We start from the raw sequence: 22,629 nt of genomic DNA on the forward strand, positions 1-22,629 counted from the left end.
ACCATTTCGCCTGATGGCAGTGTGTCTTTCTCTTAAAGAAACATCCCTTTTAACCCAGCTGCTTTTTGCTTCGGTCGCTGCTGCATTTCTTTTTTCTTCCTCTCCTGCAGCCTCCTGGTCATGCGGCATGCCCTGTTCGGCCGCCGTGGGGCGGTTTGCCTTATTTGCAGGACGAGAGTGCGCCGGCAAGGGGGTTAGGCCTCGATTAAAAAGCCTGCTTGTTTTAAGGCACGGCAGGCAGCATCGAGCTTTTCCGGCGAGTCAGCTTCAAGCGTATGCAAATGCGTCCCATCGGTCAGCTGCAATAAATATGACGATTTTGTCGCCTCAATTTTGGCGATAAACTGGTCGACTTCGAGGCGGTTGCTGACCATGACCGAGGCGGTTAAATCCCCATAGACTGGATGTTCGATTTTGACATCTTTTACCGTTACGCCGCAGTCGACGAGCAAATACAATTCTTCTTTCGTCTGCGCTGGTGTATGGGAGCAGGCGATCGTCCTCGCATACGTTTGCGCCGGTTCAGCCGGCTTTAAATACAAGTAGCCTTGGCTTGTCGCGATAATCGGTTCGTTGCGCGCCTTTAACAGCGAAATATCTTGAACGATCACTTGGCGGCTGACGTTCGTTTTCGCCGCCAACTCCGCCCCGGTGAGCGGCGTCCCGCTTTCTTTCAGCCATTGCAAAATGAGCTGGCGCCGCGTTTCTCCTAAAATTTTCTTTTCTTCTTTCACCTTGCCCATGCCTCCTTTCGTGTTCGGATGAGCCGTTCTAATGCGGAAATCAATTGGTCGATCTCTGCTTCTGTCGTGGCCGCACCAAGCGATACACGGACGAACTGCTTCGCCTCCTCTGGCGTTTTGCCGACGGCGAGCATCGTCCGCGACGGTGCCTGCAATCCGACTTGGCAGGCGCTGCCGGTGGAAATGGCGATGCCGGCGCGGTTGCATTCAAGCATGACGAGCTGTCCTTCAAAACCGGCAACAGACAACCCGACAATATGGGCAAGTCGCCAGCGGGGATGGCCTTCCACAGCAATCGGCAGCTGTTTGGCCGCGATGGCGTCAAGCAGCCGGCGGCGCAGCTGTTCAAAGCGTGCCTGTTCACCTTCCATCCGTCCGTAAAGCTGTTTGGCAGCGGTAATGAAGGCAACGATCCCCGGTACATTGACCGTTCCGGGCCGGAAACCGGATTCGTGTGTCGCCCCCGGAAAAACGGGTTTCCAGTGAAGGTGCGGGTCGATGTAGACGGCGCCGACGCCTTTGGGGCCGTACACTTTATGGGCGGAAATCGATACGCTGTCAATCGCCATCGCCTTTATGTCTAGCTGTATTTTAGCAAAAGTTTGCACGCAGTCGCTATGAAAAAGGACGCCGCGCGCCCGCAACAGGCGGCCGATGTCGGCCAGCGGCTGGATGGTGCCGATTTCCGAGTTGGCGTGCTGGATGGAAGCAAGGATCGTCCGCGGCGTGATGGCCCGTTCCAAATCAGCGAGACGAATGCGTCCGAATCGGTCGACGGGCAAATACGTCACCGTATACCCTTCTGTTTCAAGCTGTTGAAACAAATGATATAGTGAGGCGTGCTCGATTTCGGTGGTAATTAAATGATTCCCTTTATGACGATGGGCGGCAATGAGCGACCGAATGGCGAGCACATTCGCTTCTGTGCCGCCGCTTGTGAAATAGATCCCTTCCGCTTCCCCGTTGATCATAGCCGCAAGCTCGCGCCGGCATAATGTCAGCAGTTGCTTCGCTTTCGTACCGGTGTCGTGCAGGCTGCTTTCATTGCCAAAATAAACGGCCGCTGCCTCGGCATAAGCTGCGATGGCTTCCTCACACATCGGTGTCGTCGCTGCATAGTCCAAATAAATCATAGTCCCCCGCCTTTTCTTTACTTTTTTTGATAAACCCCTTGTCATCAGTTTAAATATGTGTAAATATAGATGTCAAGACAGGTGAAAAGAGAGGAGTCCTAAGTGTGGGGGAAGACGGCATCATCATTGTCGGCAGCGGACTGGCTGCTTTAACAGTCGCTTATTATTTGCGGGCGCAAGAAAATGTGATGATTTTCACAAAGAAGGGACGAACCGACAGCAACTCTTGGCGGGCGCAAGGCGGGGTGGCGGCGGCGCTGGCAGCCGACGACGACTGGCGCGCCCATTTCCGCGACACGCTTGCGGCCGGCTGCCATCATAACGATGGGCGGATGGTTGAGCTGCTCGTCCGGGAAGGGCCGAAGCGGCTGCAAGAATGGATGGACGCCGGGATGGCCTTCGATGCAGATGAACACGGTCAGCTCCGCTTCGGTCTTGAAGGCGGACATAGCCGCCGGCGCATTTTGCACGCTGGCGGCGACCAAACGGGCAAGGCGCTCGTTTCGTTTTTGCTTAGGCAGGTGGAAGGGCGCATATCGGTGGTGGAAGGTGAACAAGTCATCGAACTTTTGATGGAAGACGGCCGCTGCGTCGGGGTGAAAGCGAAGCGAACAGACGGCGCTGTCTCAGCTTGGCGGGCGGGGGCGGTCGTCATCGCGACTGGCGGCTGCGCCGGGCTGTATACGTTCACTTCCAACGCGCCGACAGCGGTTGGCGACGGCATCGCTATGGCGTATCGCGCCGGTGCGGCAGTCGCCGACATGGAATTTATCCAATTTCATCCGACGATGCTCGCTGCCGGCGGAAAGGCGGTCGGATTAGTATCGGAGGCGGTGCGCGGCGAGGGAGCAGTGCTTGAGGCGGAAGACGGCCGGCGCTTAATGGATGGCGTTCATCCGCTTGGCGATTTGGCGCCGCGTGATGTTGTCGCCCGCGCCATCGCCGCGGAAATGGAGCGCGGCGGCCGCGTCTACTTGAATATTTCCGCCGTGCGCGATTTTCGCCGCCGCTTTCCGACGATTGCCGCGCTATGCGAGGCGCATGGCGCCGGTCTTGAGGCCGGCCGCCTTCCGGTCGTGCCGGGCGCCCACTTTTTAATGGGCGGCATTATGGTCAATGAATGGGGGCAGACGACCGTGCCGGGCTTGTATGCTGTAGGCGAGGCGGCGTGCACTGGTGTGCACGGCGCCAACCGGTTGGCAAGCAATTCGTTGCTTGAGGCGATCGTCTTTGGCGCCCGCGTCGCTCACGCGATCAGCCGCCAAGAGGGGTGGCCGGCGGCAGCGCACCGCACCGTCCGGCCGTTTGGCCGCCCGCGCCGTCTTTTGGCGCCGCCGCTTCCGGGGCGGGCGCGCATCCGCGAGCGATTGTCTGCGCTTGCCGGCATCGTCCGTGACGGAGAGCAGCTTCGTGAAGCGGTTCGTTGGTTCGAACAGTTTTCCTTGCCGGATTGGTTGGATGGTGACCTTGAGTGGCTGTCGGCAGAGGAGATTGAAACAGGGTATATGCTGCTTGCCGGCTGGCTCGTCGCCTCGTCCGCGCTTCGCCGCACGGAAAGCCGCGGCGGCCACTACCGGAGCGATTTTCCGTATGATCATCCCGACTGGCAAGGCCGGCGTCTCGTGCGAACGAAGGAAGAGTGGGCGCATGCATCGGCCCGGCGATAACACAAGAGCAGGGTCAAAAGGGGGATGGAGCGATGAATCGGTTAAAACTTGAGCAGTTGTTGCGGCACTTTTTTCTTGAGGATATCGGTGACGGCGATGTGACAAGCGACACGATTTTCCGGGCCAACGAACGCGCGGCGGGCGTGTTTACGGCGAAGGCGGATGGAGTTGTGGCCGGCGTCGGCCTGATTGCCGCCGGCTATCAGCTGCTTGATCCGCATATTGAGGTGTCGGTCATGAAACAAGACGGCGAACGGATCGCAGCCAGCGAAACGATCGCCGCCGTTTCCGGGCCGGTCGGTCCGCTGTTGTCCGGTGAGCGCGTCATTTTGAATTTGCTTCAGCACCTAAGCGGCATTGCGACCGTGACGCGGCAGGCGGTCGACCTGCTTGGCGACAGCCCTACGCGCCTTTGCGATACGCGGAAAACGACGCCGGGCTTGCGCATGCTTGAAAAATATGCCGTCACTTGCGGCGGCGGCTACAATCACCGCTTTGGCTTGTACGACGGTGTGATGATTAAAGACAACCATATCGCGTTTTGCGGATCGATTGCCGCTGCTGTGAAAACGGTGAGAGAGCGGCTCGGCCATATGGTGAAAATCGAAGTCGAAACGGAAACGGAAGCCGAGGTGCTTGAGGCGGTCGAAGCCGGGGCTGACATTATTATGTTTGACAATCGGACGCCCGAGGAAGTGCGTTCGTTCGTCCGGCTCGTGCCGAAACCGATCATTACAGAGGCGTCCGGCGGCATTACGCTCGCTAACGTGGCGGCGTATGGCGCGACCGGCGTCGACTACATTTCACTCGGTTTCTTAACGCATTCCGCCGCGGCGTTAGATATCAGCTTTTATTTGCAATAATGGGGGGAGAGAACGATGAACGTACTTGAACAATTCAAACGGCTTGATGATATGCCGGAACAGTACAAAACGATGGAAAGAGACGAGCTCGAAGTGCGCGCCCGCGCTGTGAAGGAGCGGCTCGGGCGGCGCCTTTTTATCCCTGGGCACCATTACCAAAAAGATGAGGTCATTCAGTTCGCTGATGCAACTGGCGACTCGCTTCAGCTCGCCCAGCTGGCAGCGAAAAACAGCGAGACGGAATACATTGTGTTTTGCGGCGTCCATTTCATGGCGGAAACGGCGGACATTTTAACGAGCGAGGCGCAGACGGTCATTTTGCCGGATTTGCGCGCCGGCTGTTCCATGGCCGATATGGCCGATCTTTTCCAAGTCGAGCGGGCGTGGGCAGCGTTGACGGAGCGGTTTGGCGAGACGATTCTCCCGCTTGTGTATGTCAACTCCACAGCGGCGATTAAAGCGTTTGTCGGCCGCCATGGCGGGGCGACGGTCACGTCGTCCAACGCGAAAAAGATGGTGGCGTGGGCGTTTTCAAAAAAGGAGCGCATTTTCTTTTTGCCGGATCAGCATTTAGGGAGAAATACGGCCTACGCGCTCGGCGTCGGCCTTGAGGAGATGGCTGTCTGGGATCCACATGAGGAAACATTGCAAGGCAACGGCGATCTTGACAAGGTGAAAGTCATTCTTTGGAAGGGGCATTGCTCGGTGCATGAAAATTTCAATGTCCGGCAAATTGAGCATATTCGGCGGACGAATCCGGAAACTAAGGTGATCGTTCATCCGGAATGCAGCTGGGACGTTGTTCAACAGGCGGATTATGCCGGTTCCACCAAATATATTATCGAAACGATCCGCAATGCCCCACCCGGCAGCCGGTGGGCGATCGGGACGGAAATGAACTTAGTGAACCGCCTCATGCATGAGCATCCGGATAAAGAAATCGTTTCCCTGAATCCGTATATGTGTCCGTGCTTAACGATGAACCGGATCGATTTGCCGCATTTCGTTTGGGCGCTTGAATCGCTCAGCGAAGGAACGGTCGTCAACCGCATTACCGTTCCAACGGAAGTGGCGTTCGAAGCGAAGCAAGCGCTTGAACGCATGCTTGCCCTTGCCTAGTCCCCCTCCCTGGCAAGACGGAATTTCCTCCGTCCGGCCGGGGGATTTTTTTATCATAAATCAACGCCCATCGTCATACATTGTGTTGAAAGACGATAACAGGAAACAAGCATCGGTCGGATAGAGTGCAAACAGTCTCGGTTTAGGAGGGGAACGGCGTGAAAATCCATATTGTTCAAAAGGGCGACACCCTTTGGAAAATTGCCCAAAAATATGGGGTTAATTTTGAACAATTGAAAAAGATAAATGGGCATTTGAGCGATCCGGATATGATTATGCCTGGAATGAAAATTAAAGTGCCGACAGCAGGGGTGCCAATAAAAAAAGAAACAAAACTGTATGGATCGCCGAAAAAACCGAAGGTGGAAGAACATCCGTACGCAGAGGCAAAACCGTTCGTTTCGTTGAACATTGATACGGAGCTCGACGTAGTCGGCGGCTCCGTCCCGGAAAATGAAGCATCGGTGAACGAAGGGCCAGCAGCTGTCAATGAGATGCCAACGGCCGAAGCGCCGAAAGCGGAAATGAAAGAAAAACCGAAGGCGGCGGCTGAAGCACCGAAAGCGGCAAAAGAAAAACCGGTAGCGCCAACGGCCGAAGCGCCGAAAGCGGTGGTGAACGAAACGCCGATAGCACCGGCAGCCGAAGCGCCAAAGGTGGGGGGAAAAGAAACAGCAAAAGCGTCAGTAGGCGGGGCAGCGAAGGAGGTGGGGGAAGAGACGCCGAACGTGCCGGTGAACGAAGCGCCGAACGTACCGGTGAATGAAACGCCAAACGTACCGGTGAATGAAACACCGAATATACCGGTGAACGAGGTGCCAAAAGTAAAGACGGCGCCGACATCCTATGCACCGCCGCTTGCGCATGCGATTCCGCCGGTCGCTCCGGCTCCTCCTGTTTCGTTTGCCAAGTCGTTGTCAAATTTGCCGCCGATTCCGCCGAAACCGAGCAACATTTTGCCTAGCATGATGGAGGAGGCGGATGAAAGCCCCGCTGAACTGAAAGGGGAGCATATAGCGGACGAAAGCGAGGAAGCCCCGCCGCCGTTGCCAAACATCCCGCACGTCCCAGTTGCCCCGCCGGCAGCGCCAGCTTTCGGGGTTGACCAAGGATGCGTGCCGATGACGCCGATTGTGCCGGGGCCGGGATTTTATACGCCGCCGCTGCCAGCCATGCCGCCCTATTCCCCGCCGCCGGGTTCGTTAGCGGCCGGGGAAAGCCCGGAAAGCAGTTCGGCTCCGTTTCCTGGCATTAGCGAAAGCAGCAGCGAGTCGCTAGCATCCCCGCCGCTTCCTGGACTAGGCGAACAAGGGGCTGCTGCTCCGTCGGCACCGCCAGCTGGAGCTGCTTTCGCTCCGTTCGGCTACGCCGCACCAGGGTATGCGCCGCCTGGAATGTACGCGCCGCCAGCCGGGTATCCGCCTTTTGGGTATGTGCCTGTGTACCCACCGATCCAATACTACGGGGGATATATGCCTCCTGGAGCGTACGCGCCTCCGGCTCCATACGGGTACGCGCCGCAACAAGCCGCGTCGGCGATTCCGTGGCCGGGTGTCGTTTATCCGACAAGCCCGCCGGGATACGCGCCATCGCTTGCGCCGCCGTCCGCCAGTCCGCGCCTGTTCGCCGGACCGCCGGACGAGGAGAGCGGGCATGGTGAAGAGCAGTAACGAAATAGAAAGAGACGCCGCCGGCTGTCTCTTTTTTCTTCTTAACCGCCATTATCGGCTTCCTATTTGGCAGGCGGCAGCGCTGAAACCGCATGTTATCGCCATCGCCACTTCGCGCGGATCATTCGTCGCGAAAGCATACCGCTCGTTGGCGGCGGCTGAACGGCAAGCTTGGCTTCTTGCCGCTCTGCGCCGCGCCGGCTTTTTCGCCGTGCCGGCCGTTGTGCCGCTCGGTCATGGAGGGGTGATCGCCGCCGGAGGGCGATATTGGCTGCTGACGGAATATGTGGCCGGCACGCGCCCGTTCGCATTCGCCAACGAACACGACATCAAGGACGGGCTTCAACTGCTAAATAGCTACCATGCGGCAACGGCGAACATCGTTGGCGGCGAACGGGAAGCCATGCGGCTGCCGCCCATGCCGCTGTATGAGAAATGGCGGCGCCGTTACGATGAGTTTTGCCGGCATTTGCCGGTCGTTGAAACAGTGATGGAAAAAGAGGATATTTTGTTTGCGCTGCGCTGGGCGCATTACTGCCTGGCAACGGGCGGCGATTACGCCCGAGAGCTGGCGGCGGAGCCTGCCGCTATCATTCATGGAGATGTAGCGCCCCATAACTTTTTGCGCACCGCTGCCGGAGAGGTATATATGATCGACTACGACGCGGCTGCCCTCGCCTCGCCCGGGCTTGATTATTGGCAATACGCAAACCGTATTTTGCCGCACATCGGCTGGTCGTATTCGGCGCTCGCCCGCTTCGCTCCGCTTAGCCATTGGCTGGAAAAACGCTGGTTTTTGCATGCGCTTTTGTTCCCTGCCGATGTATTTCGCGAGTGGCGGCAGGCGGCTGCGCGCCGCCGTCCGCTCGCATGGGATCGGGAGAAGCGGGAACGGTTTGTCCGCCGCCTTTGCGCTATGCTAAAATAAAGGATGGAATCTTTAGAAAAGGGAGTCGAAGGCGGATGCAAGAAAAAATCGACAAACTTGTGCAATGGCTGCGGGAGCAGGTGGCGTCAGCCGGCTTGAACGGGGCGGTGGTCGGCATTAGCGGCGGCATCGACTCCGCTGTTGTCACCCATTTGATTAAGCGGGCGTTTCCAGACCGCTCGCTTGGCCTCATCATGCCGTGCAAAAGCCATCCGAAAGATATGGAAGATGCGCTTAAAGTGGTGGAAAGCTGCGGCATCCAACATCTTGTCATCGATTTGACGGAGGCGCATAAGGCGTTGTTCGGTGCGGTGGAAGCCGAGCTGAAAGCCATTGGGGAATGGAATGAAGAAAAAGCGCGGCTCGGCGATGCGAACACGAGGGCGCGCCTGCGCATGACGACGTTGTACGCTGTCGCCAACAACTACGGCTACCTCGTCGTCGGCACGGACAATGCGGCGGAGTGGCACACTGGCTACTTTACAAAATACGGTGATGGCGGGGTCGATTTAGTGCCGCTCATTCACTTCACCAAAGGCGAAGTGCGTGAAATGGGCCGTCTGCTCGGCGTTCCGGAAGAAATTATCACAAAAGCGCCGAGCGCCGGATTATGGGAAGGACAGACGGATGAAAGCGAGATGGGTACGACATATGAAATGATTGACAAATATTTGAAAGGAGAAGACATTCCGGAGCGAGACCGGAAAATTATTGAACAGCTGCACGAACGTTCGCATCATAAACGGCGGTTGGCCGTTGCGCCGCCCAAGTTTTAGCAGCCGCTTTGCTGGTGTGAACTAACAGCGATAACCCCCCTGCTTTTTCCGCAAGCTAAACGTAAGGCTGGCTCCATGCCAGCCGTGGGCGAAGGAAACCAAGGGGGGTTTTCCATTGAGATACGCGGTCAAATGGATCGGTGTATTGTCAGCAGCCGGCTTGCTCGCTTCATGTGCCAATTACGGGGCCGAGGATGAAGGAGTCCGACACTACAATAATGCGGCGAGACCGATCGGCTATTACTCGACGGAACGGGGCGATGATTTCCGCTACGGCCGTTACGGGACGAACGCGCTCAACTACGATAACAACTATATATGGGCGCGCCGCGGACCGGCGACCGACTATTTGACGGATGACGACCGCCTTGGCGGGCCGGCGGCGACCCGATTTGATACCGATGTGCCGGCTCTTCCGCGCGGGGTCGATTTTGGCGACGGCGATTACAACTATCACGGGCATTTGCATTCGCTGAATGTCGATCCGCATCCGTCGTACTACCGCAGCTACGACGGCGCTCTAGTTGAAGAGCTCTCCCGCCGCGCTGCAGCAGTGGATGGGGTGGACGATGCCCGCACCGTTGTGTACGGCGACCAGGCGCTGATCGCCATTGCGACCGATGCCCGCCATCCGGAGCGGCTTGAAGAGCGCGTCGCCAAAGCGGTGGCCCCGTATGCCAATGGCAAACGGGTGCGCGTCACATCCAATCCGGGCATGTACAACCGCGTCCGCACGATTGACAACACCATTCGCCGCGGCGCGCCGATCAGCATGGAAGAAATTCGCCGCGATTTGCGCACCATTTTTATTGGCGATACGATTCAAGAACGGCCGGAAAACAATCGCTAGCCCGGCGAGGGGGGTGCCATTAGGCATCCCCTTTCTTCGTTCTCGGCTTCCAGCTAGGCACAGCTGACATGTTCCTCGTTTTTTGCTATAGTAATGTCGGAACATTCCGTTGTGATGAGAGGAGAAATTTCGATGGCTGGACATTCGAAGTGGAAAAATATCCAACGGCGGAAAAATGCTCAAGATGCCAAGCGTGGCAAGCTGTTTATGAAACTGGCGAAAGAAATTTATGTCGCCGCGAAAACCGGCGGCGGCGACCCGGCGGCTAACCCGGGCCTGCGCCTTGTCGTTGAGAAGGCAAAGGCAGCCAATATGCCGAGCGAAAACATTGAACGGGCGATTAAAAAAGCAACAGGAAACCAAGAGCATACGAATTATGAGGAAATCCGTTATGAAGGATACGGACCGGGCGGCGTCGCTGTCATGGTTGTCTGCCTGACCGATAATAAAAACCGCACCGCCGCCAACGTGCGGGCGGCATTTTCGAAAAACGGCGGCAATCTGGGGGAAACGGGCTGCGTCTCTTACTTGTTTGAGCGCAAAGGCTTGCTCGTCATCGACCGTGAACAGCACAACGTTGACGAAGAGGAGCTGTTGCTTTTGGCGATTGAGGCGGGGGCGGAGGAAATGGAAACGACGGATGAATCGTTCGAAATTTATACGGCGCCTGAATCGTTTGAGGAGGTAAAAGGGCAGCTCGAACAGCAAGGATTAACGTTTGCGAGCGCGGAAATCACGATGATTCCGCAAACATATACAACGTTATCAGGCGATGAATTGAAAAAAATGTTAAAGTTAATCGATACGCTTGAAGATGATGATGACGTCCAAGAGGTGTACCATAACTTGGATGAATCGGTGCTTGAAGAACAATAGCATTCGTCAGCGGCACGCTGGCGATTTTTTTCTTTGATTTACATATAGGCGAAAGTAGTGAAACATAATAACGGGGAAACAAGGGGGTGCAAAAATACATGGAAGGAAATGTTGCTTCATTAACAAGTGCAGAGATTTCAAGCTTATGGAGTACGTATATAAACGACAGCATCGTCGCCTGTTTGCTGACGCATTTTACAGAAACGGTGACCGATGACGATATTCGCCCGCTCATCACCGAGACGCTGAACGTCGCCAACGGGCATATGCGCGCCATTGAGCAGCTGTTCGCCGCCGAAGGGATCGCTAAGCCGGTCGGCTATCCGGTGGAGAAGCATGTGTATTCTGGCGCGCCGAAGCTGTTTAGCGATGTTTTTTACTTGGAATATATATACCATATGTCCAAGTTCGGCCTCACCTCGCATAGCGGGGCGATCGCCCTGGCATCGCGCCAAGATGTTGCCCAGTTATTCCACCAGTTTTTGAACGAGGCGGTGATGTTAAACGACCGCGCCCGCCAGCTCCTGCTGGAAAAAGGGGTGTACGTCCGCCCGCCGTATATGGTGTACCCGAAAGAAGCGGCATTTATTGAAAAACAAAGCTTTTTAACCGGCTGGTTCGGCCCGCGCCGCCCGCTGCTCGCCGTCGAAGTGGCCCATTTGTTTACAACAGCGCGCAACAACGAGCTCGGCAAGGCGACATTGACCGGGTTTGCCCAAGTGGCGGTTGATCCAGAAATTCGCAACTTTTTCTTGCGCGGGCTGCGCGTCTGTTCCGATATTATGAACACCGTTCATGACGTGTTGCGGGAAAGCAACGTGCCGACCGTCATGTCCCCGGATGTTACCGTCACCGACTCGACCAAGCCGCCGTTTTCCGACCAGTTAATGATGGCCGTCGTCAACGCGCTATCCGCGATTGGCACGGCGGAATACGGAGCGGCCATGGCGGTCAGTCTTCGCCGCGATATTATCGCCCTATACGCCAGCTTGATCGCCAAAGCCGGCGCTTTCACCGAGGACGGGGCCAACATGATGATCGACCGCCGTTGGCTTGAGTACCCGCCGCACTTTTTGGACCGGCGTCAGCTTGCCTTGCAAAAAAGCTGACGGAACAGGAATAAAATGGCGCCTGCCGGCGAAACTAATGGTGTAAGGAAACCACCATTTCGGAAGAGAGGAACGGACAATGCGAATTCTTTCCATCCTATTGTTGACTGCTGTGGTCGTATTGCCGACTCATTGGACGTTCGCCGCGCCGGCGCCGGTGAAAATGATGATCGTGTTGCAGCAGCAATATTTAGACGGAGAGATCAGCGAGGAAAAAAGAACAGAAACGGTCGTCTCGTTAACGGAAATATGGAAAAAGTACCGTGACTGGCAACTGATTACTCTCGATGACCGGACGATCGTCTTTCGCAAGGCGGTCAACGACATTTCCCCGCTGCTGAAGGCGAACGGCTATTTCGGGATCACCGATGACGGCACGCTGTCGATTTTTAACGGCAAACCGGGCCGGTCGAACCAAATTATCCAGTCGTTTTTCCAAATTGACGTGCAAAAGCTGGAAAGCCGCCAACAGGCGAAATTAAAACAAGGCATCCGCGTCCTCTCGAAAGAACAATATGAACAAGTGATCGAAATGTACCGGCATTTTGCGGTTGTGCAATAAAACGAAATCCCGTGGTGTGAAAGCGCATCACGGGATTTGTTTTTGTTATAATGAAATCGTATGATACAATGAAAGGGCGAGAAAAGGGGAGGAGCATTGCTTTGATCGAGTTTATCCGCGGGTATGTCGACTACGTCTGCCCGGAGTATATTGTCATTGACCATAACGGCATCGGCTACGAAATTTTTACTCCCAATCCGTTTGCCTTTGAGGGGAGCCACGGGGCGGCGGTGACGGTATATACATACGAATACGTACGTGAAGATGTGCACGCCTTATACGGATTTTTGACGCGCCAAGAGCGGAACTTGTTTGCCAAGCTGCTCCAAGTGTCCGGCATCGGACCGAAGGGAGGGCTCGCCATTTTGGCAGCCGGGCGGCCGGATGAGCTGGCGCGGGCGATTGAGGAAGAAAATGAGGCGTTTTTATGCAAGTTTCCGGGCGTTGGAAAAAAGACAGCCCGGCAAATGATTTTAGATTTAAAAGGAAAGCTCGCGATGTTTTCGATGCCGGCGGCTCCGCGCCCGGCCACCCCGCTTTCCAGGGAGCTCGCCGAGGCGGTGGCTGCGCTCAAGGCGCTCGGCTATGCGGAACGGGAAATTGAGAAAATTGTTCCAGTGCTCCGCGAGGAAGCAATGACGACGGAACAATACGTCAAGCGGGCGCTGGCGCTGTTGCTGAAATAAATGGCAGCTGGCTAAAAGGGAGGGACGACGGTGGACGAACGGCTTGTATCCGGTGCAGCTTTAGGCGGCGAAGCGGCGTTCGAACCAAACTTGCGCCCGCAATATTTGCATGAATATATCGGGCAAGATAAAGTCAAAGAAAACTTGCAAGTGTTTATTGAAGCGGCCAAGCTGCGTGAAGAGACGCTTGACCATGTCTTGCTGTACGGGCCGCCGGGGCTTGGGAAAACGACGCTCGCCGCCATTATTGCCAACGAAATGGGCGTCAAGATGCGGGCGACGTCCGGGCCGGCGCTTGAGCGGCCCGGTGATCTAGCGGCGCTTTTGACCTCGCTTGAGCCGGGGGACGTGCTGTTTATTGATGAAATCCACCGGTTGCCGCGGACGGTTGAAGAAGTGCTGTACCCGGCGATGGAAGATTACTGTTTGGACATTATGATTGGCAAAGGGCCGGAAGCGCGTTCGCTTCGCCTTGATTTGCCGCCGTTTACCCTTGTCGGGGCGACAACAAGAGCCGGGGCGCTGTCCGCCCCGCTGCGCGACCGGTTTGGCGTCATCAGCCGGCTTGAATATTATCAAGTGGACGAGCTGGCGCAAATTATTGAGCGGGCAGCGGCCATTTTGCATATGATAATCAGCAGCGAGGCGGCGCTCGAACTGGCGCGCCGGGCGCGGGGCACGCCGCGCATTGCCAACCGGCTGCTCCGCCGCGTCCGCGATTTTGCCCAAGTGCGCGGGGACGGGGAAATCACGCTGCCGCTCGCCGTCGAGGCGCTTGAACGGCTGCAAGTCGACCGGCTCGGACTTGATCATATTGACCATAAGCTGCTTTTGGCCATCATCGAAAAATTTGCCGGCGGTCCGGTCGGGCTTGAAACGATGGCGGCGGTGATTGGGGAAGAAGCGCAAACGATCGAGGAAGTGTATGAGCCGTATTTGCTGCAAATCGGCCTATTGCAACGGACGCCGCGCGGGCGTGTCGCCACGCCGTCGGCGTATGCTCATTTAGGAATGGAGGTTCCAAAGCGGTGAACAGCTTGCCGAAGTTGATCATGACAATTGGCGCCGTGCTGATCATTGTCGGGTTTGTTATGCAGTTTATCAAACTCGGCCGCTTGCCGGGGGATATCGTCATCCGCAAGGGGAATATGACTTTTTATTTCCCGATCATCACATCGATCTTGTTAAGTGTCGTATTATCGTTGATTTTTTATGTGCTCGGGCGGTTTCGCTAAAGGGAGGAAAGCTTTATGAGAGTGGACTTGTTTGATTTTTATTTGCCAGAAGAGCTCATTGCGCAAACGCCGCTCCCGGACCGGGCGGCGTCGCGGCTGATGGTGCTCGATAAACGGACGGGCGCCATCCGTCATGAAACATTTCGCAACATTATTTCGTATTTACATCCAGGCGATTGTCTCGTCTTAAACGACACCCGCGTCATGCCGGCGCGCCTTTACGGGGAAAAAGCGGAAACGGGCGGGACGGTGGAAGTGTTGCTGCTCAAGCCGCTTGACGGCGATCGTTGGGAGACGCTCGTCAAGCCGGGCAAACGGGTCAAACCGGGAACGAAGCTCGTCTTCGGCGATGGAAAGCTTCAGGCTGTCTGCCTTGATACGCTGGAACACGGCGGCCGGGTGCTCGAGTTTTCGTACGAAGGGTTGTTTTATGAAGTATTGGCCGAGCTCGGCGAAATGCCGCTTCCGCCGTATATTAAAGAAAGGCTCGACAACCCGGAGCGGTATCAGACGGTGTACGCCCGCGAAATCGGCTCGGCCGCGGCGCCGACAGCCGGCCTTCATTTCACCGAGGAGCTGCTTGACGCCATTCGCGAAAGAGGGGTGCATATCGCCTTTATTACGCTTCATGTCGGGCTTGGCACGTTCCGGCCGGTGCAAGTGGATGACGTCGAGAAACATGATATGCACGCCGAGTTTTACCAAATGAGCGAGGAAACGGCGGCGATCTTGAACCGCGTGCGTGCGGACGGCGGCCGAATTATCGCTGTCGGCACGACGTCGACGAGGACGCTTGAGACGATCGCCGGCAAACATAACGGCCGGTTTGTCGCCGAGAGTGGCTGGACCGACATTTTCATTTACCCGGGCTATGAGTTTAAAGGCATTGACGGGCTCGTGACGAACTTTCATTTGCCGAAATCGACGCTTATTATGCTTGTGAGCGCGCTGGCTGGGCGTGAACATATTTTGCACGCGTATGAAGTGGCGGTCAAAGAGCGGTACCGCTTTTTCAGCTTCGGCGATGCGATGCTCATCATGTAAGAAAGGAGAACAGCACGTTGACGACACCGATTCGCTTTGAACTGATCAAAACGTGCCGGCAGACAGGGGCGCGCCTCGGCATTCTTCACACGCCGCACGGCTCGTTTGAAACGCCGATGTTTATGCCGGTCGGGACGCTGGCGACGGTCAAAACGCTGTCGCCGGAAGAGTTGAAGGACATGGGGGCAGGTGTCATTTTAAGCAATACGTACCATCTTTGGCTGCGTCCGGGCCATGACATCGTTGCCGAGGCGGGCGGCCTCCACGCCTTTATGAACTGGGACCGCGGCATTTTGACGGACTCCGGCGGATTCCAAGTGTTTAGTTTGAGTGAATTTCGCCGCATCGAAGAAGAGGGCGTCCATTTCCGCAACCATTTAAACGGCGACAAGCTGTTTTTATCGCCGGAAAAAGCGACCGAAATTCAAAATGCGCTCGGCGCTGACATCATCATGGCGTTTGACGAATGCCCGCCGTATCCGGCGACGCATGACTATATGAAACAGTCGGTCGAGCGGACGAGCCGCTGGGCGGAGCGCTGCCTAAAGGCGCATCGGCGCCCGAACGAGCAGGGGTTGTTTGGCATCGTCCAAGGCGGTGAATATGAGGACTTGCGCCGGCAAAGCGCCCGCGATTTAGTGTCGCTCGATTTTCCCGGCTATGCGGTCGGCGGATTGTCGGTCGGCGAGCCGAAAGAGGTGATGAATCGGGTGCTTGAGTTTACGACGCCGCTTTTGCCGGCGGACAAGCCCCGCTATTTAATGGGCGTCGGTTCGCCCGATTCGCTCATTGACGGAGCGATCCGCGGCATCGATATGTTTGACTGCGTCTTGCCGACGCGCATCGGCCGCAACGGGACGGTCATGACGAGTGAAGGGCGGGTCGTCATTAAAAACGCGCAGTATGCCCGCGACTTCACGCCGCTTGATCCGCACTGCGACTGCTACACGTGCCGGAACTATACGCGCGCCTATCTCCGCCATCTCATCAAGTGTGATGAAACATTTGGCATCCGGCTCACGTCTTACCATAACGTCTATTTTTTGATAAAATTAATGGAGCAGGTGAGACAAGCGATTCGTGAAGATCGGCTCGCCGATTTTCGTGAGGAATTTTTCGAACGCTACGGCTTTAACAAGCCGAATGCGAAAAACTTTTAGCCATCGGAAAGGAGGGGGATTGAATGAACGCGGCGATTGCGAATTTGTTGCCGATCGTGCTGTTTTTCGTCATTTTCTACTTTTTGCTCATTCGTCCGCAGCAAAAGCGGCAGCGTGCCGTCCAGCAAATGCAGGCGAATTTGAAAAAAGGCGACAAAATCATCACGATTGGCGGTTTGCATGGCATCATCGACTCGGTCGATGAAGATAAAATCATCATCCGCGCGGGTGACGGCACACGGCTTACATACGACCGTTCCGCGGTGCGTGAAGTCGTGTCGGAAACTAAAGCATAACCTGAATGAAAAGCCGTCAGCCGATGGTGCTGGCGACAAAAGCGGCTGTTTCGCCCAGAAACAGCCGCTTTTGCATTGGGGCGCCCGCTTATGCCCGCTCGCGGCGCGCCGGCGACAAATTGACCCCGACGATGCCGCCAAGGGCGGCGGCGACAAAAAAGACAAGATGGTACAGCCATTGTTCCGCTGTAAACGGCTTTTCGATGCCAAGAAATTGAAACAAAAAGATGAGCGCTGTAAACAAGAGGCTGGTCAGTCCGCCGGCAAGCCATCCTTTCTCTTGGCTTTTCCCGCCGGCAACGATGCCGCCGATGAACATCGAGATGACCGAGACAGCAAAAATCACCCATGTCAGCGATGATTCATGAATGTCCGTCCACTTAAGAAGCAACGAAAAAACGAAGCTAACAAGCGCCGCCAACACGAAAATGGTGGCGACTCCATATACGAGTGCGTTGCCAAGCCGTGACACTGTATTCCCCCCTGATCACAACCGTTTTACCGCTATATATATTCGTTGCCGGACATGTTTAGAAGTTTATTTTCGTCCGTTCTTCCGAGCGAGCCAATGAAGTCCCGGTAGATAGACGAGTTCTTCGCGCTTGATAAGCTGAAAAAACAACAGGGAAGCCACATATAAAGCAATCGTTGCCGCTATAGCGAACAGCGTCCATAATGACGAAGGCATGGCCGCGGGCGGATAGCGGAAAAGCGCATAGCCGGCCGCACCGGCGGCGGCGATGGCAACGAGCGCTTTCGCATATTCGCGCGCGTTGATCGAAAAGGAGACGGCCTTGGCGACGGTGGCAAAGTGGAGAAGCGTCACAAGCACTGTGCCGATGGACGTCGCGAGCGCCGCTCCCATAATGCCTAAGCTCGGCCGCGAGGCAAGGACGAAGATGCACGCGAGTTTGACCGCCGCCCCGATCAAGCTGTTCGTCATGGCTGCATTTGCCAAGTCGAGCCCTTGCAACACCGCTTGGAGCGGACCTTGGAAATAATAAAATAAGAAAAACGGCGCCATCACTTGAATAAAGATGGCCGCTTCGCTCGTTCCATACATCCACCGCATGAGCGGTTCGGCAAAAATGTAAAGGACGACGGCGGAAAGACCGCCGGTGACAAGCGCCAGGCGCATCGCCTGGGTGATCCGGTATTCGACCAACAGCGGCTTGTTTTGCGCCATCGCCTCGCTAATGGCCGGCACAAGCGCTGTCGAGAGCGCGTACGTAATGAATGACGGCAAAGTGAGCAGCGGCAGCGCGTAGCCGACAAGCTGGCCGTACTGCTTCGTGGCGGCGGAGGCGGCCACGCCAGCCAGAGCTAAGCTGTTGGCGACGACGATCGGCTCGAAAAACCAAGAAAGCGAGCCGATCAAGCGGCCGCCGGTCGTCGGCAGGGCGATCCGCATGAGGCGGCCGAACGTCTCTTTGCCGGCATGTACATAGCGGAAAAAGTTCGTCCGCAGGCGGATGGACTTTTTGAACTTAAATAAAAACAACAAGTACAGTAAGGCGGCCAGTTCGCCAAGGACGGAAGATGCCATGGCGCCGGCGGCGGCGTATTCGACGCCGTACGGCAGGAGCGGCCTTGTGCATAGAGCGATCAGGCTGATGCGGACGATTTGTTCAATCAAAAGCGAGTAGGCGTACGGCTTCATTTGCTGGCGTCCTTGAAAATAGCCGCGCAACACCGAAGAAATCGCCACGATTGGCACGACCGGGGCGATGGCCATTAACGGGTAGTACGTGCGCGGGTCGGTGAACATCGTCCGCGAAAGCCACGGCGCTGCAACAATGAGCGCCGGCAGGAATACGAGACTCAGCACTCCGGTCGTCGTGAGCGACACGACAAGAATTTTTTTTACCCGTTGCCGGTCGCCGGCCGCTTCCGCTTCAGCGACAAGCTTGGAAATGGCGACAGGCAGGCCGATTTGGGTCGCCGTAATCGCTAACACGAGCGTCGGCACGGCCATCATGTACAGACCGACCCCCTCGTCGCCGATCATCCGAGCGACGACGATGCGGTTGATGAAGCCGAGAATTTTTGTAATAAAACCGGCGGCGATTAAAATGATCGTCCCTTGCAAAAATTTGGACATTTTCTTTCCCTGCCTTCTCAAATGCCTTAATCTTTTATACAATATATGCGAGACATATGGCCAAGCATGACAAGGATCATAGCTGGCATGGTGCGGGAGGGTGAGAGAATGGAACGGGAGAGGCAGCTGCGCAAACAGCTCATGCCGGCGCTTGAATGCAAATATGACGAGTTCCGCCTGCTCGGCTACACGCAAGTGACGATCGACGGGCTATGGGAATATTTGTGCGCCCGAAAGTGGAAAAACGCGCTGGCGGAAAAAAAACTGTACGAGCTTGTCAGCGACATTTTGTCGCTTTCGCCCGGGGAATACATGGCGTTTTTGACGAGGCGTTCATACGAACGGCAGCGGGCAGCTGGCGACGATGATTTGGAACGCGTTCTCAACGAATTGTTATAGCAAAAAATTGACACCCATGATCGGCTGGCCCATAATGAAAGTCGAAGCTGATGTGTGCAACGATGGCGCTGCCGGGCGCCAAGACGAATCGAAGGAGGATTTTAAAACGAATGGTAAAACGAAGCCGCATCGTCGCGTTTTTTCTGCTCCTGCTCCTATTTGCCGGAGTGATCGGACCGACGATTCAAGGGATCGTACATAATATCAAGCTAGGCCTTGATTTGCAAGGCGGGTTTGAAGTGCTGTATGAGGTGAAGCCGGCGAAAAAAGGCGACCGCATTGACCAGGAAACGCTCCAAAGCACGGTCAGCGCCTTAAACAAGCGGATTAACGTCCTCGGCGTCAGCGAGCCGCGCGTTGACATCGAAGGCGAAAACCGCATCCGCGTTCAGCTCGCCGGGGTGAAAGACCAGAATGAGGCGCGCGAAATTTTGGCGACTCAAGCCAAGCTGACGTTTCGCGACGTGAATGACAACGTGCTCATGGACGGGAGCGACCTCGTCCAAGGCGGGGCGAAGCTGTCGTTTGATGAAAACGGCCGGCCGAGCGTCGCGATTAAGCTGAAAGACGCCGATAAGTTTCGCCAAGTGACGGAAAAAGTGTACAAGATGGGGCCGCCAAACAACATTTTAGTCATTTGGCTTGACTTTGAAGAAGGGGTTGACTCGTACCGGAAAGAAGCAGGCAAGGCGGATCCGAAATTTATTTCCGCCGCCTCAGTCAACCAAGTATTCAACCAGACGGACGTGTCGATTGTCGGCAACTTTACGGTGAAAGAAGCGCAGCAGCTCGCCGACTTGCTCAACGCCGGCGCGCTTCCGGTTGAGCTGCATGAAATTTACTCGACGTCCGTCGGCGCCCAATTCGGGAAAAACGCCTTGCAAAAAACGGTGTTGGCCGGCATCATCGGAATCGCTGCCATCTTCTTGTTTATGATTTGGTTTTACCGGCTGCCCGGCGTGATTGCCGTCATTACGCTATCGATGTACATTTATTTGATTTTGCTCTTGTTTGACTGGATGAACGGCGTTTTGACGCTGCCGGGCATCGCCGCCCTTATTTTAGGGGTTGGGATGGCGGTCGACGCCAACATTATTACGTATGAGCGGATCAAGGAAGAGCTGAAGCTTGGCAAATCGGTGCTGTCGGCGTTTCGCGCTGGCAACCGCGGTTCGTTTGCGACGATTTTTGATGCCAACATTACGACGATCATCGCCGGCGCTGTCTTGTTCATTTACGGGACAAGCTCAGTCAAAGGGTTTGCGACGATGCTCATCATCAGCATTGTCGCCAGCTTTGTCACCGCTGTCTACGGCACGCGCCTGCTGCTCGGGCTGCTTGTCTCAAGCCGCTGGCTTGATAAGAAACCGGAGTATTTTGGCGTGAAAAAATCGGAAATCTTAAACATCGCCGAAACGACCGACGAGACGGAAGTGCCGACAAAGTTTGACCGCTGGGATTTTGTTAAGCATAGCAAAAAGTGTTTCCTTTTCTCCGGTGCGTTGACGATTGCCGGGGTCATTTCACTTTTTGTCATGGGGCTCAACCTCGGCATCGATTTCACGAGCGGGACGCGCGTTGAAGTAACGAGCAGCCGTCCAATCGATGCCGATGAACTGAGCAGCTATTTTAAACGGCTTGGCCACGAACCGGAGGAGGTTGTTTTATCCGGCACGGATGGAAAGACAGGGGTTGTCCGTTTAATCGGTGTGCTCGATAAACAGGAAATTGCCAAGTTAAAAGGCGAGTTGAAACAGATGTACGGATTTGAGCCAAACGTGAGCACTGTCTCGCCCATCGTCGGCAAGCAGCTTGCCCGCAACGCGCTCATCGCCGTGCTCATTTCGTCGATTGGAATTATTCTTTATGTGACGATCCGCTTTGAATGGCGGATGGCGTTGGCTGCCATCATCGCTTTATTGCACGATGCGTTTTTCATCATTACCGTGTTCAGCTTGACGCGGCTTGAGGTCGATTTGACGTTTATCGCCGCCGTGTTGACGATCATCGGTTACTCGATCAATGACACGATTGTTACGTTTGACCGTATTCGCGATCTCATGAAGAAGCGGAAAGTGAAAACGGTCGACGATCTGAAACATATCGTCAACCGGGCGTTGCAACAAACGTTCACGCGCTCGATCAACACCGTATTGACGGTTTTGTTTACGGTAGTTGCCTTGCTTTTGTTTGGCAGCGAGGCGATTCGCAACTTCAACCTCGCCTTGCTCGTCGGCCTTGTGTGCGGCGTCTATTCTTCGCTCTTCATCGCTGCACAGCTGTGGGTCGTTTGGAAAGGAAATGCACTCAAAAAAGGCAAAGGGGCGAAAAAAGCTGCCCCGGAAGCCGAACCTCATCTATAATGGCCGCACCGGGAAAAGCGAACGCTTTTTTCCGGTGCTTTTTCTTTGCTGACGATGCTTACAACGGAAAATGGATACACTAATGGCCAGATGAAACATAGGCAGCTGCGACGCTGCTAGACATGAAAGTGGGGGAAGCTGGCCATGGAAAACGAACAGCGATTCAGGCAGGCGAAAACAGCGGCGCTTGTCGGCATTGTCGGCAACATGGCGCTTGCCGCCGTCAAGGCGGTCGTTGGGGTGTGGAGCCAAAGCCAAGCGCTGATCGCTGATGCCGCCCATTCGGCGTCCGATGTCGCCGGGTCGTTCGCCGTTTGGGTCGGGCTGCGGGCCGCGGCGCGCCCTCCGGATGAAGACCATCCGTACGGGCACGGAAAAGCGGAATCGATCGCTGCTATTATTGTGGCGGTCCTTTTGTTTCTTGTCGGGCTCGAGATCGGACGATCGGCGCTTATGTCGTTTTTCGCCCCGCTGTCGCCGCCGGGGATGGCGGCTGTTTATGTCCTGTTGGCATCGATCGTTGTCAAAGAAGCGATGTTTCGCTATAAATACCGGCTCGGGCAAAAGCTGAATAGCGATGCTTTGATCGTCAACGCCTACGAACATCGCTCTGACGTCTTTTCCTCGCTCGCTGCACTCATCGGCGTTGGTGCTGCCATTCTTGGCGGAAAGTGGGAAATCGGCTGGCTCGTGTATGCCGACCCGCTCGCTGGGCTGGTTGTCGCCATCCTTGTTTTAAAAATGGCGTGGGAGCTTGGCCGGAAGTCGATCCATACGGCGATCGACCACGTGCTCCATGAAGAGGAACCCGACTATTTGCGGGAGGCGGTGCTGTCGGTTCCGGATGTGCGGCAAATTAACGAGCTATACGCGCGCGAGCACGGTCATTACGTGATCGTCGATTTGAAGATCGCTGTTGATCCGCTGCTGACGGTCGAAGAAGGGCACCGGATCGGCAAAAAAGTGAAGGAAAAGCTGCTGACGCTTCCGCGCGTCCGCAACGTGATGGTCCATATCAATCCGTATGATCCGGAAAAAAAGACGTAATG

At 55.7% G+C, this 22,629-nt stretch carries 23 protein-coding genes; 19 read left to right on the forward strand and 4 right to left on the reverse strand.

Translation table 11 applies throughout. The annotated features are described in order from the left end of the window. Positions 1-194 precede the first annotated feature (194 nt). A complete protein-coding gene (locus GS3922_RS03175; protein WP_172796421.1) occupies positions 195-743 on the reverse strand; it encodes a transcription repressor NadR in 549 nt (182 codons plus the stop codon). Further along, a complete protein-coding gene (locus GS3922_RS03180; RefSeq protein ID WP_063165145.1) occupies positions 731-1,876 on the reverse strand; it encodes an IscS subfamily cysteine desulfurase in 1,146 nt (381 codons plus the stop codon). The genes GS3922_RS03175 and GS3922_RS03180 overlap by 13 nt, the downstream gene beginning before the upstream one ends. Positions 1,877-1,980: 104 nt before the next feature. Here GS3922_RS03180 and nadB point away from each other — a divergent pair, with 104 nt between their 5' ends. The 16 genes from nadB to yajC all read left to right on the forward strand — a co-directional run bounded on the left by nadB (position 1,981) and on the right by yajC (position 16,717). Further along, positions 1,981-3,543 carry an L-aspartate oxidase gene (nadB, locus tag GS3922_RS03185; RefSeq protein ID WP_063165146.1) on the forward strand — a complete coding sequence of 521 codons (1,563 nt, stop codon included), beginning with the start codon at positions 1,981-1,983 and terminating at the stop codon, positions 3,541-3,543. A gap of 32 nt (positions 3,544-3,575) precedes the next feature. Beyond that, entirely contained in the window at positions 3,576-4,406 is an 831-nt protein-coding gene (nadC, locus tag GS3922_RS03190) for a carboxylating nicotinate-nucleotide diphosphorylase (RefSeq protein WP_063165147.1), read from the forward strand. Positions 4,407-4,421: 15 nt separating this feature from the next. After that, positions 4,422-5,525 (forward strand): quinolinate synthase NadA, encoded by a 1,104-nt coding sequence (gene nadA / locus GS3922_RS03195; RefSeq protein WP_063165148.1) that lies wholly within the window; start codon positions 4,422-4,424, stop codon positions 5,523-5,525. 158 nt (positions 5,526-5,683) lie between these two features. Continuing rightward, a complete protein-coding gene (safA, locus tag GS3922_RS03200; RefSeq protein WP_063165149.1) occupies positions 5,684-7,195 on the forward strand; it encodes a SafA/ExsA family spore coat assembly protein in 1,512 nt (503 codons plus the stop codon). Then, the gene (locus GS3922_RS03205; RefSeq protein WP_063167294.1) at positions 7,179-8,123 is read left to right on the forward strand and encodes a phosphotransferase; all 945 of its coding nucleotides are present in this window, start codon (positions 7,179-7,181) and stop codon (positions 8,121-8,123) included. The genes safA and GS3922_RS03205 overlap by 17 nt, the downstream gene beginning before the upstream one ends. Positions 8,124-8,158: 35 nt before the next feature. Beyond that, positions 8,159-8,899 carry an NAD(+) synthase gene (gene nadE, locus GS3922_RS03210; protein ID WP_063165150.1) on the forward strand — a complete coding sequence of 247 codons (741 nt, stop codon included), beginning with the start codon at positions 8,159-8,161 and terminating at the stop codon, positions 8,897-8,899. A gap of 115 nt (positions 8,900-9,014) precedes the next feature. Beyond that, complete coding sequence (locus GS3922_RS03215) at positions 9,015-9,749, forward strand: YhcN/YlaJ family sporulation lipoprotein (RefSeq protein ID WP_063165151.1); 735 nt, start codon at positions 9,015-9,017, stop codon at positions 9,747-9,749. Between the two features lie 132 nt (positions 9,750-9,881). Continuing rightward, positions 9,882-10,625: a YebC/PmpR family DNA-binding transcriptional regulator gene (locus GS3922_RS03220; RefSeq protein ID WP_063165152.1), complete on the forward strand. Its 744-nt coding sequence runs from the start codon at positions 9,882-9,884 to the stop codon at positions 10,623-10,625. A gap of 98 nt (positions 10,626-10,723) precedes the next feature. After that, complete coding sequence (locus GS3922_RS03225) at positions 10,724-11,734, forward strand: DUF3231 family protein (protein WP_063165153.1); 1,011 nt, start codon at positions 10,724-10,726, stop codon at positions 11,732-11,734. A gap of 79 nt (positions 11,735-11,813) precedes the next feature. After that, positions 11,814-12,296 carry an intercompartmental signaling factor BofC gene (locus GS3922_RS03230; RefSeq protein WP_063165154.1) on the forward strand — a complete coding sequence of 161 codons (483 nt, stop codon included), beginning with the start codon at positions 11,814-11,816 and terminating at the stop codon, positions 12,294-12,296. A 101-nt stretch (positions 12,297-12,397) separates the two neighbouring features. Continuing rightward, a complete protein-coding gene (ruvA, locus tag GS3922_RS03235) occupies positions 12,398-12,982 on the forward strand; it encodes a Holliday junction branch migration protein RuvA (RefSeq protein ID WP_063165155.1) in 585 nt (194 codons plus the stop codon). A 30-nt stretch (positions 12,983-13,012) separates the two neighbouring features. After that, positions 13,013-14,014, forward strand: coding sequence for a Holliday junction branch migration DNA helicase RuvB (gene ruvB, locus GS3922_RS03240; RefSeq protein ID WP_063165156.1), 1,002 nt, complete (start codon positions 13,013-13,015; stop codon positions 14,012-14,014). Further along, positions 14,011-14,217 (forward strand): DUF2905 domain-containing protein, encoded by a 207-nt coding sequence (locus tag GS3922_RS03245; RefSeq protein ID WP_082816519.1) that lies wholly within the window; start codon positions 14,011-14,013, stop codon positions 14,215-14,217. The genes ruvB and GS3922_RS03245 overlap by 4 nt, the downstream gene beginning before the upstream one ends. A gap of 15 nt (positions 14,218-14,232) precedes the next feature. Continuing rightward, a complete protein-coding gene (gene queA / locus GS3922_RS03250) occupies positions 14,233-15,261 on the forward strand; it encodes a tRNA preQ1(34) S-adenosylmethionine ribosyltransferase-isomerase QueA (RefSeq protein ID WP_063165157.1) in 1,029 nt (342 codons plus the stop codon). 17 nt (positions 15,262-15,278) lie between these two features. Further along, positions 15,279-16,421: a tRNA guanosine(34) transglycosylase Tgt gene (gene tgt, locus GS3922_RS03255; RefSeq protein ID WP_063165158.1), complete on the forward strand. Its 1,143-nt coding sequence runs from the start codon at positions 15,279-15,281 to the stop codon at positions 16,419-16,421. A gap of 23 nt (positions 16,422-16,444) precedes the next feature. Further along, positions 16,445-16,717, forward strand: coding sequence for a preprotein translocase subunit YajC (yajC, locus tag GS3922_RS03260; RefSeq protein ID WP_063165159.1), 273 nt, complete (start codon positions 16,445-16,447; stop codon positions 16,715-16,717). An 88-nt stretch (positions 16,718-16,805) separates the two neighbouring features. Here yajC and GS3922_RS03265 read toward each other — a convergent pair whose 3' ends face one another. After that, positions 16,806-17,189 (reverse strand): TIGR04086 family membrane protein, encoded by a 384-nt coding sequence (locus GS3922_RS03265; protein WP_063165160.1) that lies wholly within the window; start codon positions 17,187-17,189, stop codon positions 16,806-16,808. Positions 17,190-17,255: 66 nt separating this feature from the next. Further along, positions 17,256-18,818 carry a stage V sporulation protein B gene (gene spoVB / locus GS3922_RS03270; protein WP_063165161.1) on the reverse strand — a complete coding sequence of 521 codons (1,563 nt, stop codon included), beginning with the start codon at positions 18,816-18,818 and terminating at the stop codon, positions 17,256-17,258. 108 nt (positions 18,819-18,926) lie between these two features. Here spoVB and GS3922_RS03275 point away from each other — a divergent pair, with 108 nt between their 5' ends. From GS3922_RS03275 to GS3922_RS03285, 3 genes are all read left to right on the forward strand, one after another. Further along, positions 18,927-19,217, forward strand: a complete 291-nt coding sequence (locus GS3922_RS03275) for a post-transcriptional regulator (RefSeq protein ID WP_063165162.1) — start codon at positions 18,927-18,929, stop codon at positions 19,215-19,217. A gap of 110 nt (positions 19,218-19,327) precedes the next feature. Beyond that, positions 19,328-21,580 (forward strand): protein translocase subunit SecDF, encoded by a 2,253-nt coding sequence (secDF, locus tag GS3922_RS03280; protein ID WP_063165163.1) that lies wholly within the window; start codon positions 19,328-19,330, stop codon positions 21,578-21,580. A gap of 144 nt (positions 21,581-21,724) precedes the next feature. Beyond that, on the forward strand, positions 21,725-22,627 hold the full coding sequence (locus GS3922_RS03285; protein WP_172796420.1) for a cation diffusion facilitator family transporter: 903 nt from the start codon (positions 21,725-21,727) through the stop codon (positions 22,625-22,627). Positions 22,628-22,629 lie beyond the last annotated feature (2 nt).

This window comes from Geobacillus subterraneus, from assembly GCF_001618685.1.
In the GTDB taxonomy this organism is placed as follows: Bacteria; Bacillota; Bacilli; order Bacillales; family Anoxybacillaceae; genus Geobacillus; species Geobacillus subterraneus.

What these genes read in the sequence shown, in the direction of transcription:
- queA (WP_063165157.1), top strand. Translation starts at nt 14,233, where the DNA reads ATGAGAGTGGACTTGTTTGATTTTTATTTGCCAGAAGAGCTCATTGCG.
- yajC (WP_063165159.1), top strand. Translation starts at nt 16,445, where the DNA reads ATGAACGCGGCGATTGCGAATTTGTTGCCGATCGTGCTGTTTTTCGTC.
- secDF (WP_063165163.1), top strand. Translation starts at nt 19,328, where the DNA reads ATGGTAAAACGAAGCCGCATCGTCGCGTTTTTTCTGCTCCTGCTCCTA.
- GS3922_RS03175 (WP_172796421.1), bottom strand. Translation starts at nt 743, where the DNA reads ATGGGCAAGGTGAAAGAAGAAAAGAAAATTTTAGGAGAAACGCGGCGC.
- GS3922_RS03225 (WP_063165153.1), top strand. Translation starts at nt 10,724, where the DNA reads ATGGAAGGAAATGTTGCTTCATTAACAAGTGCAGAGATTTCAAGCTTA.
- GS3922_RS03180 (WP_063165145.1), bottom strand. Translation starts at nt 1,876, where the DNA reads ATGATTTATTTGGACTATGCAGCGACGACACCGATGTGTGAGGAAGCC.
- GS3922_RS03230 (WP_063165154.1), top strand. Translation starts at nt 11,814, where the DNA reads ATGCGAATTCTTTCCATCCTATTGTTGACTGCTGTGGTCGTATTGCCG.
- nadC (WP_063165147.1), top strand. Translation starts at nt 3,576, where the DNA reads ATGAATCGGTTAAAACTTGAGCAGTTGTTGCGGCACTTTTTTCTTGAG.
- GS3922_RS03220 (WP_063165152.1), top strand. Translation starts at nt 9,882, where the DNA reads ATGGCTGGACATTCGAAGTGGAAAAATATCCAACGGCGGAAAAATGCT.
- GS3922_RS03205 (WP_063167294.1), top strand. Translation starts at nt 7,179, where the DNA reads ATGGTGAAGAGCAGTAACGAAATAGAAAGAGACGCCGCCGGCTGTCTC.
- spoVB (WP_063165161.1), bottom strand. Translation starts at nt 18,818, where the DNA reads ATGTCCAAATTTTTGCAAGGGACGATCATTTTAATCGCCGCCGGTTTT.
- GS3922_RS03285 (WP_172796420.1), top strand. Translation starts at nt 21,725, where the DNA reads ATGGAAAACGAACAGCGATTCAGGCAGGCGAAAACAGCGGCGCTTGTC.
- nadE (WP_063165150.1), top strand. Translation starts at nt 8,159, where the DNA reads ATGCAAGAAAAAATCGACAAACTTGTGCAATGGCTGCGGGAGCAGGTG.
- GS3922_RS03275 (WP_063165162.1), top strand. Translation starts at nt 18,927, where the DNA reads ATGGAACGGGAGAGGCAGCTGCGCAAACAGCTCATGCCGGCGCTTGAA.
- nadA (WP_063165148.1), top strand. Translation starts at nt 4,422, where the DNA reads ATGAACGTACTTGAACAATTCAAACGGCTTGATGATATGCCGGAACAG.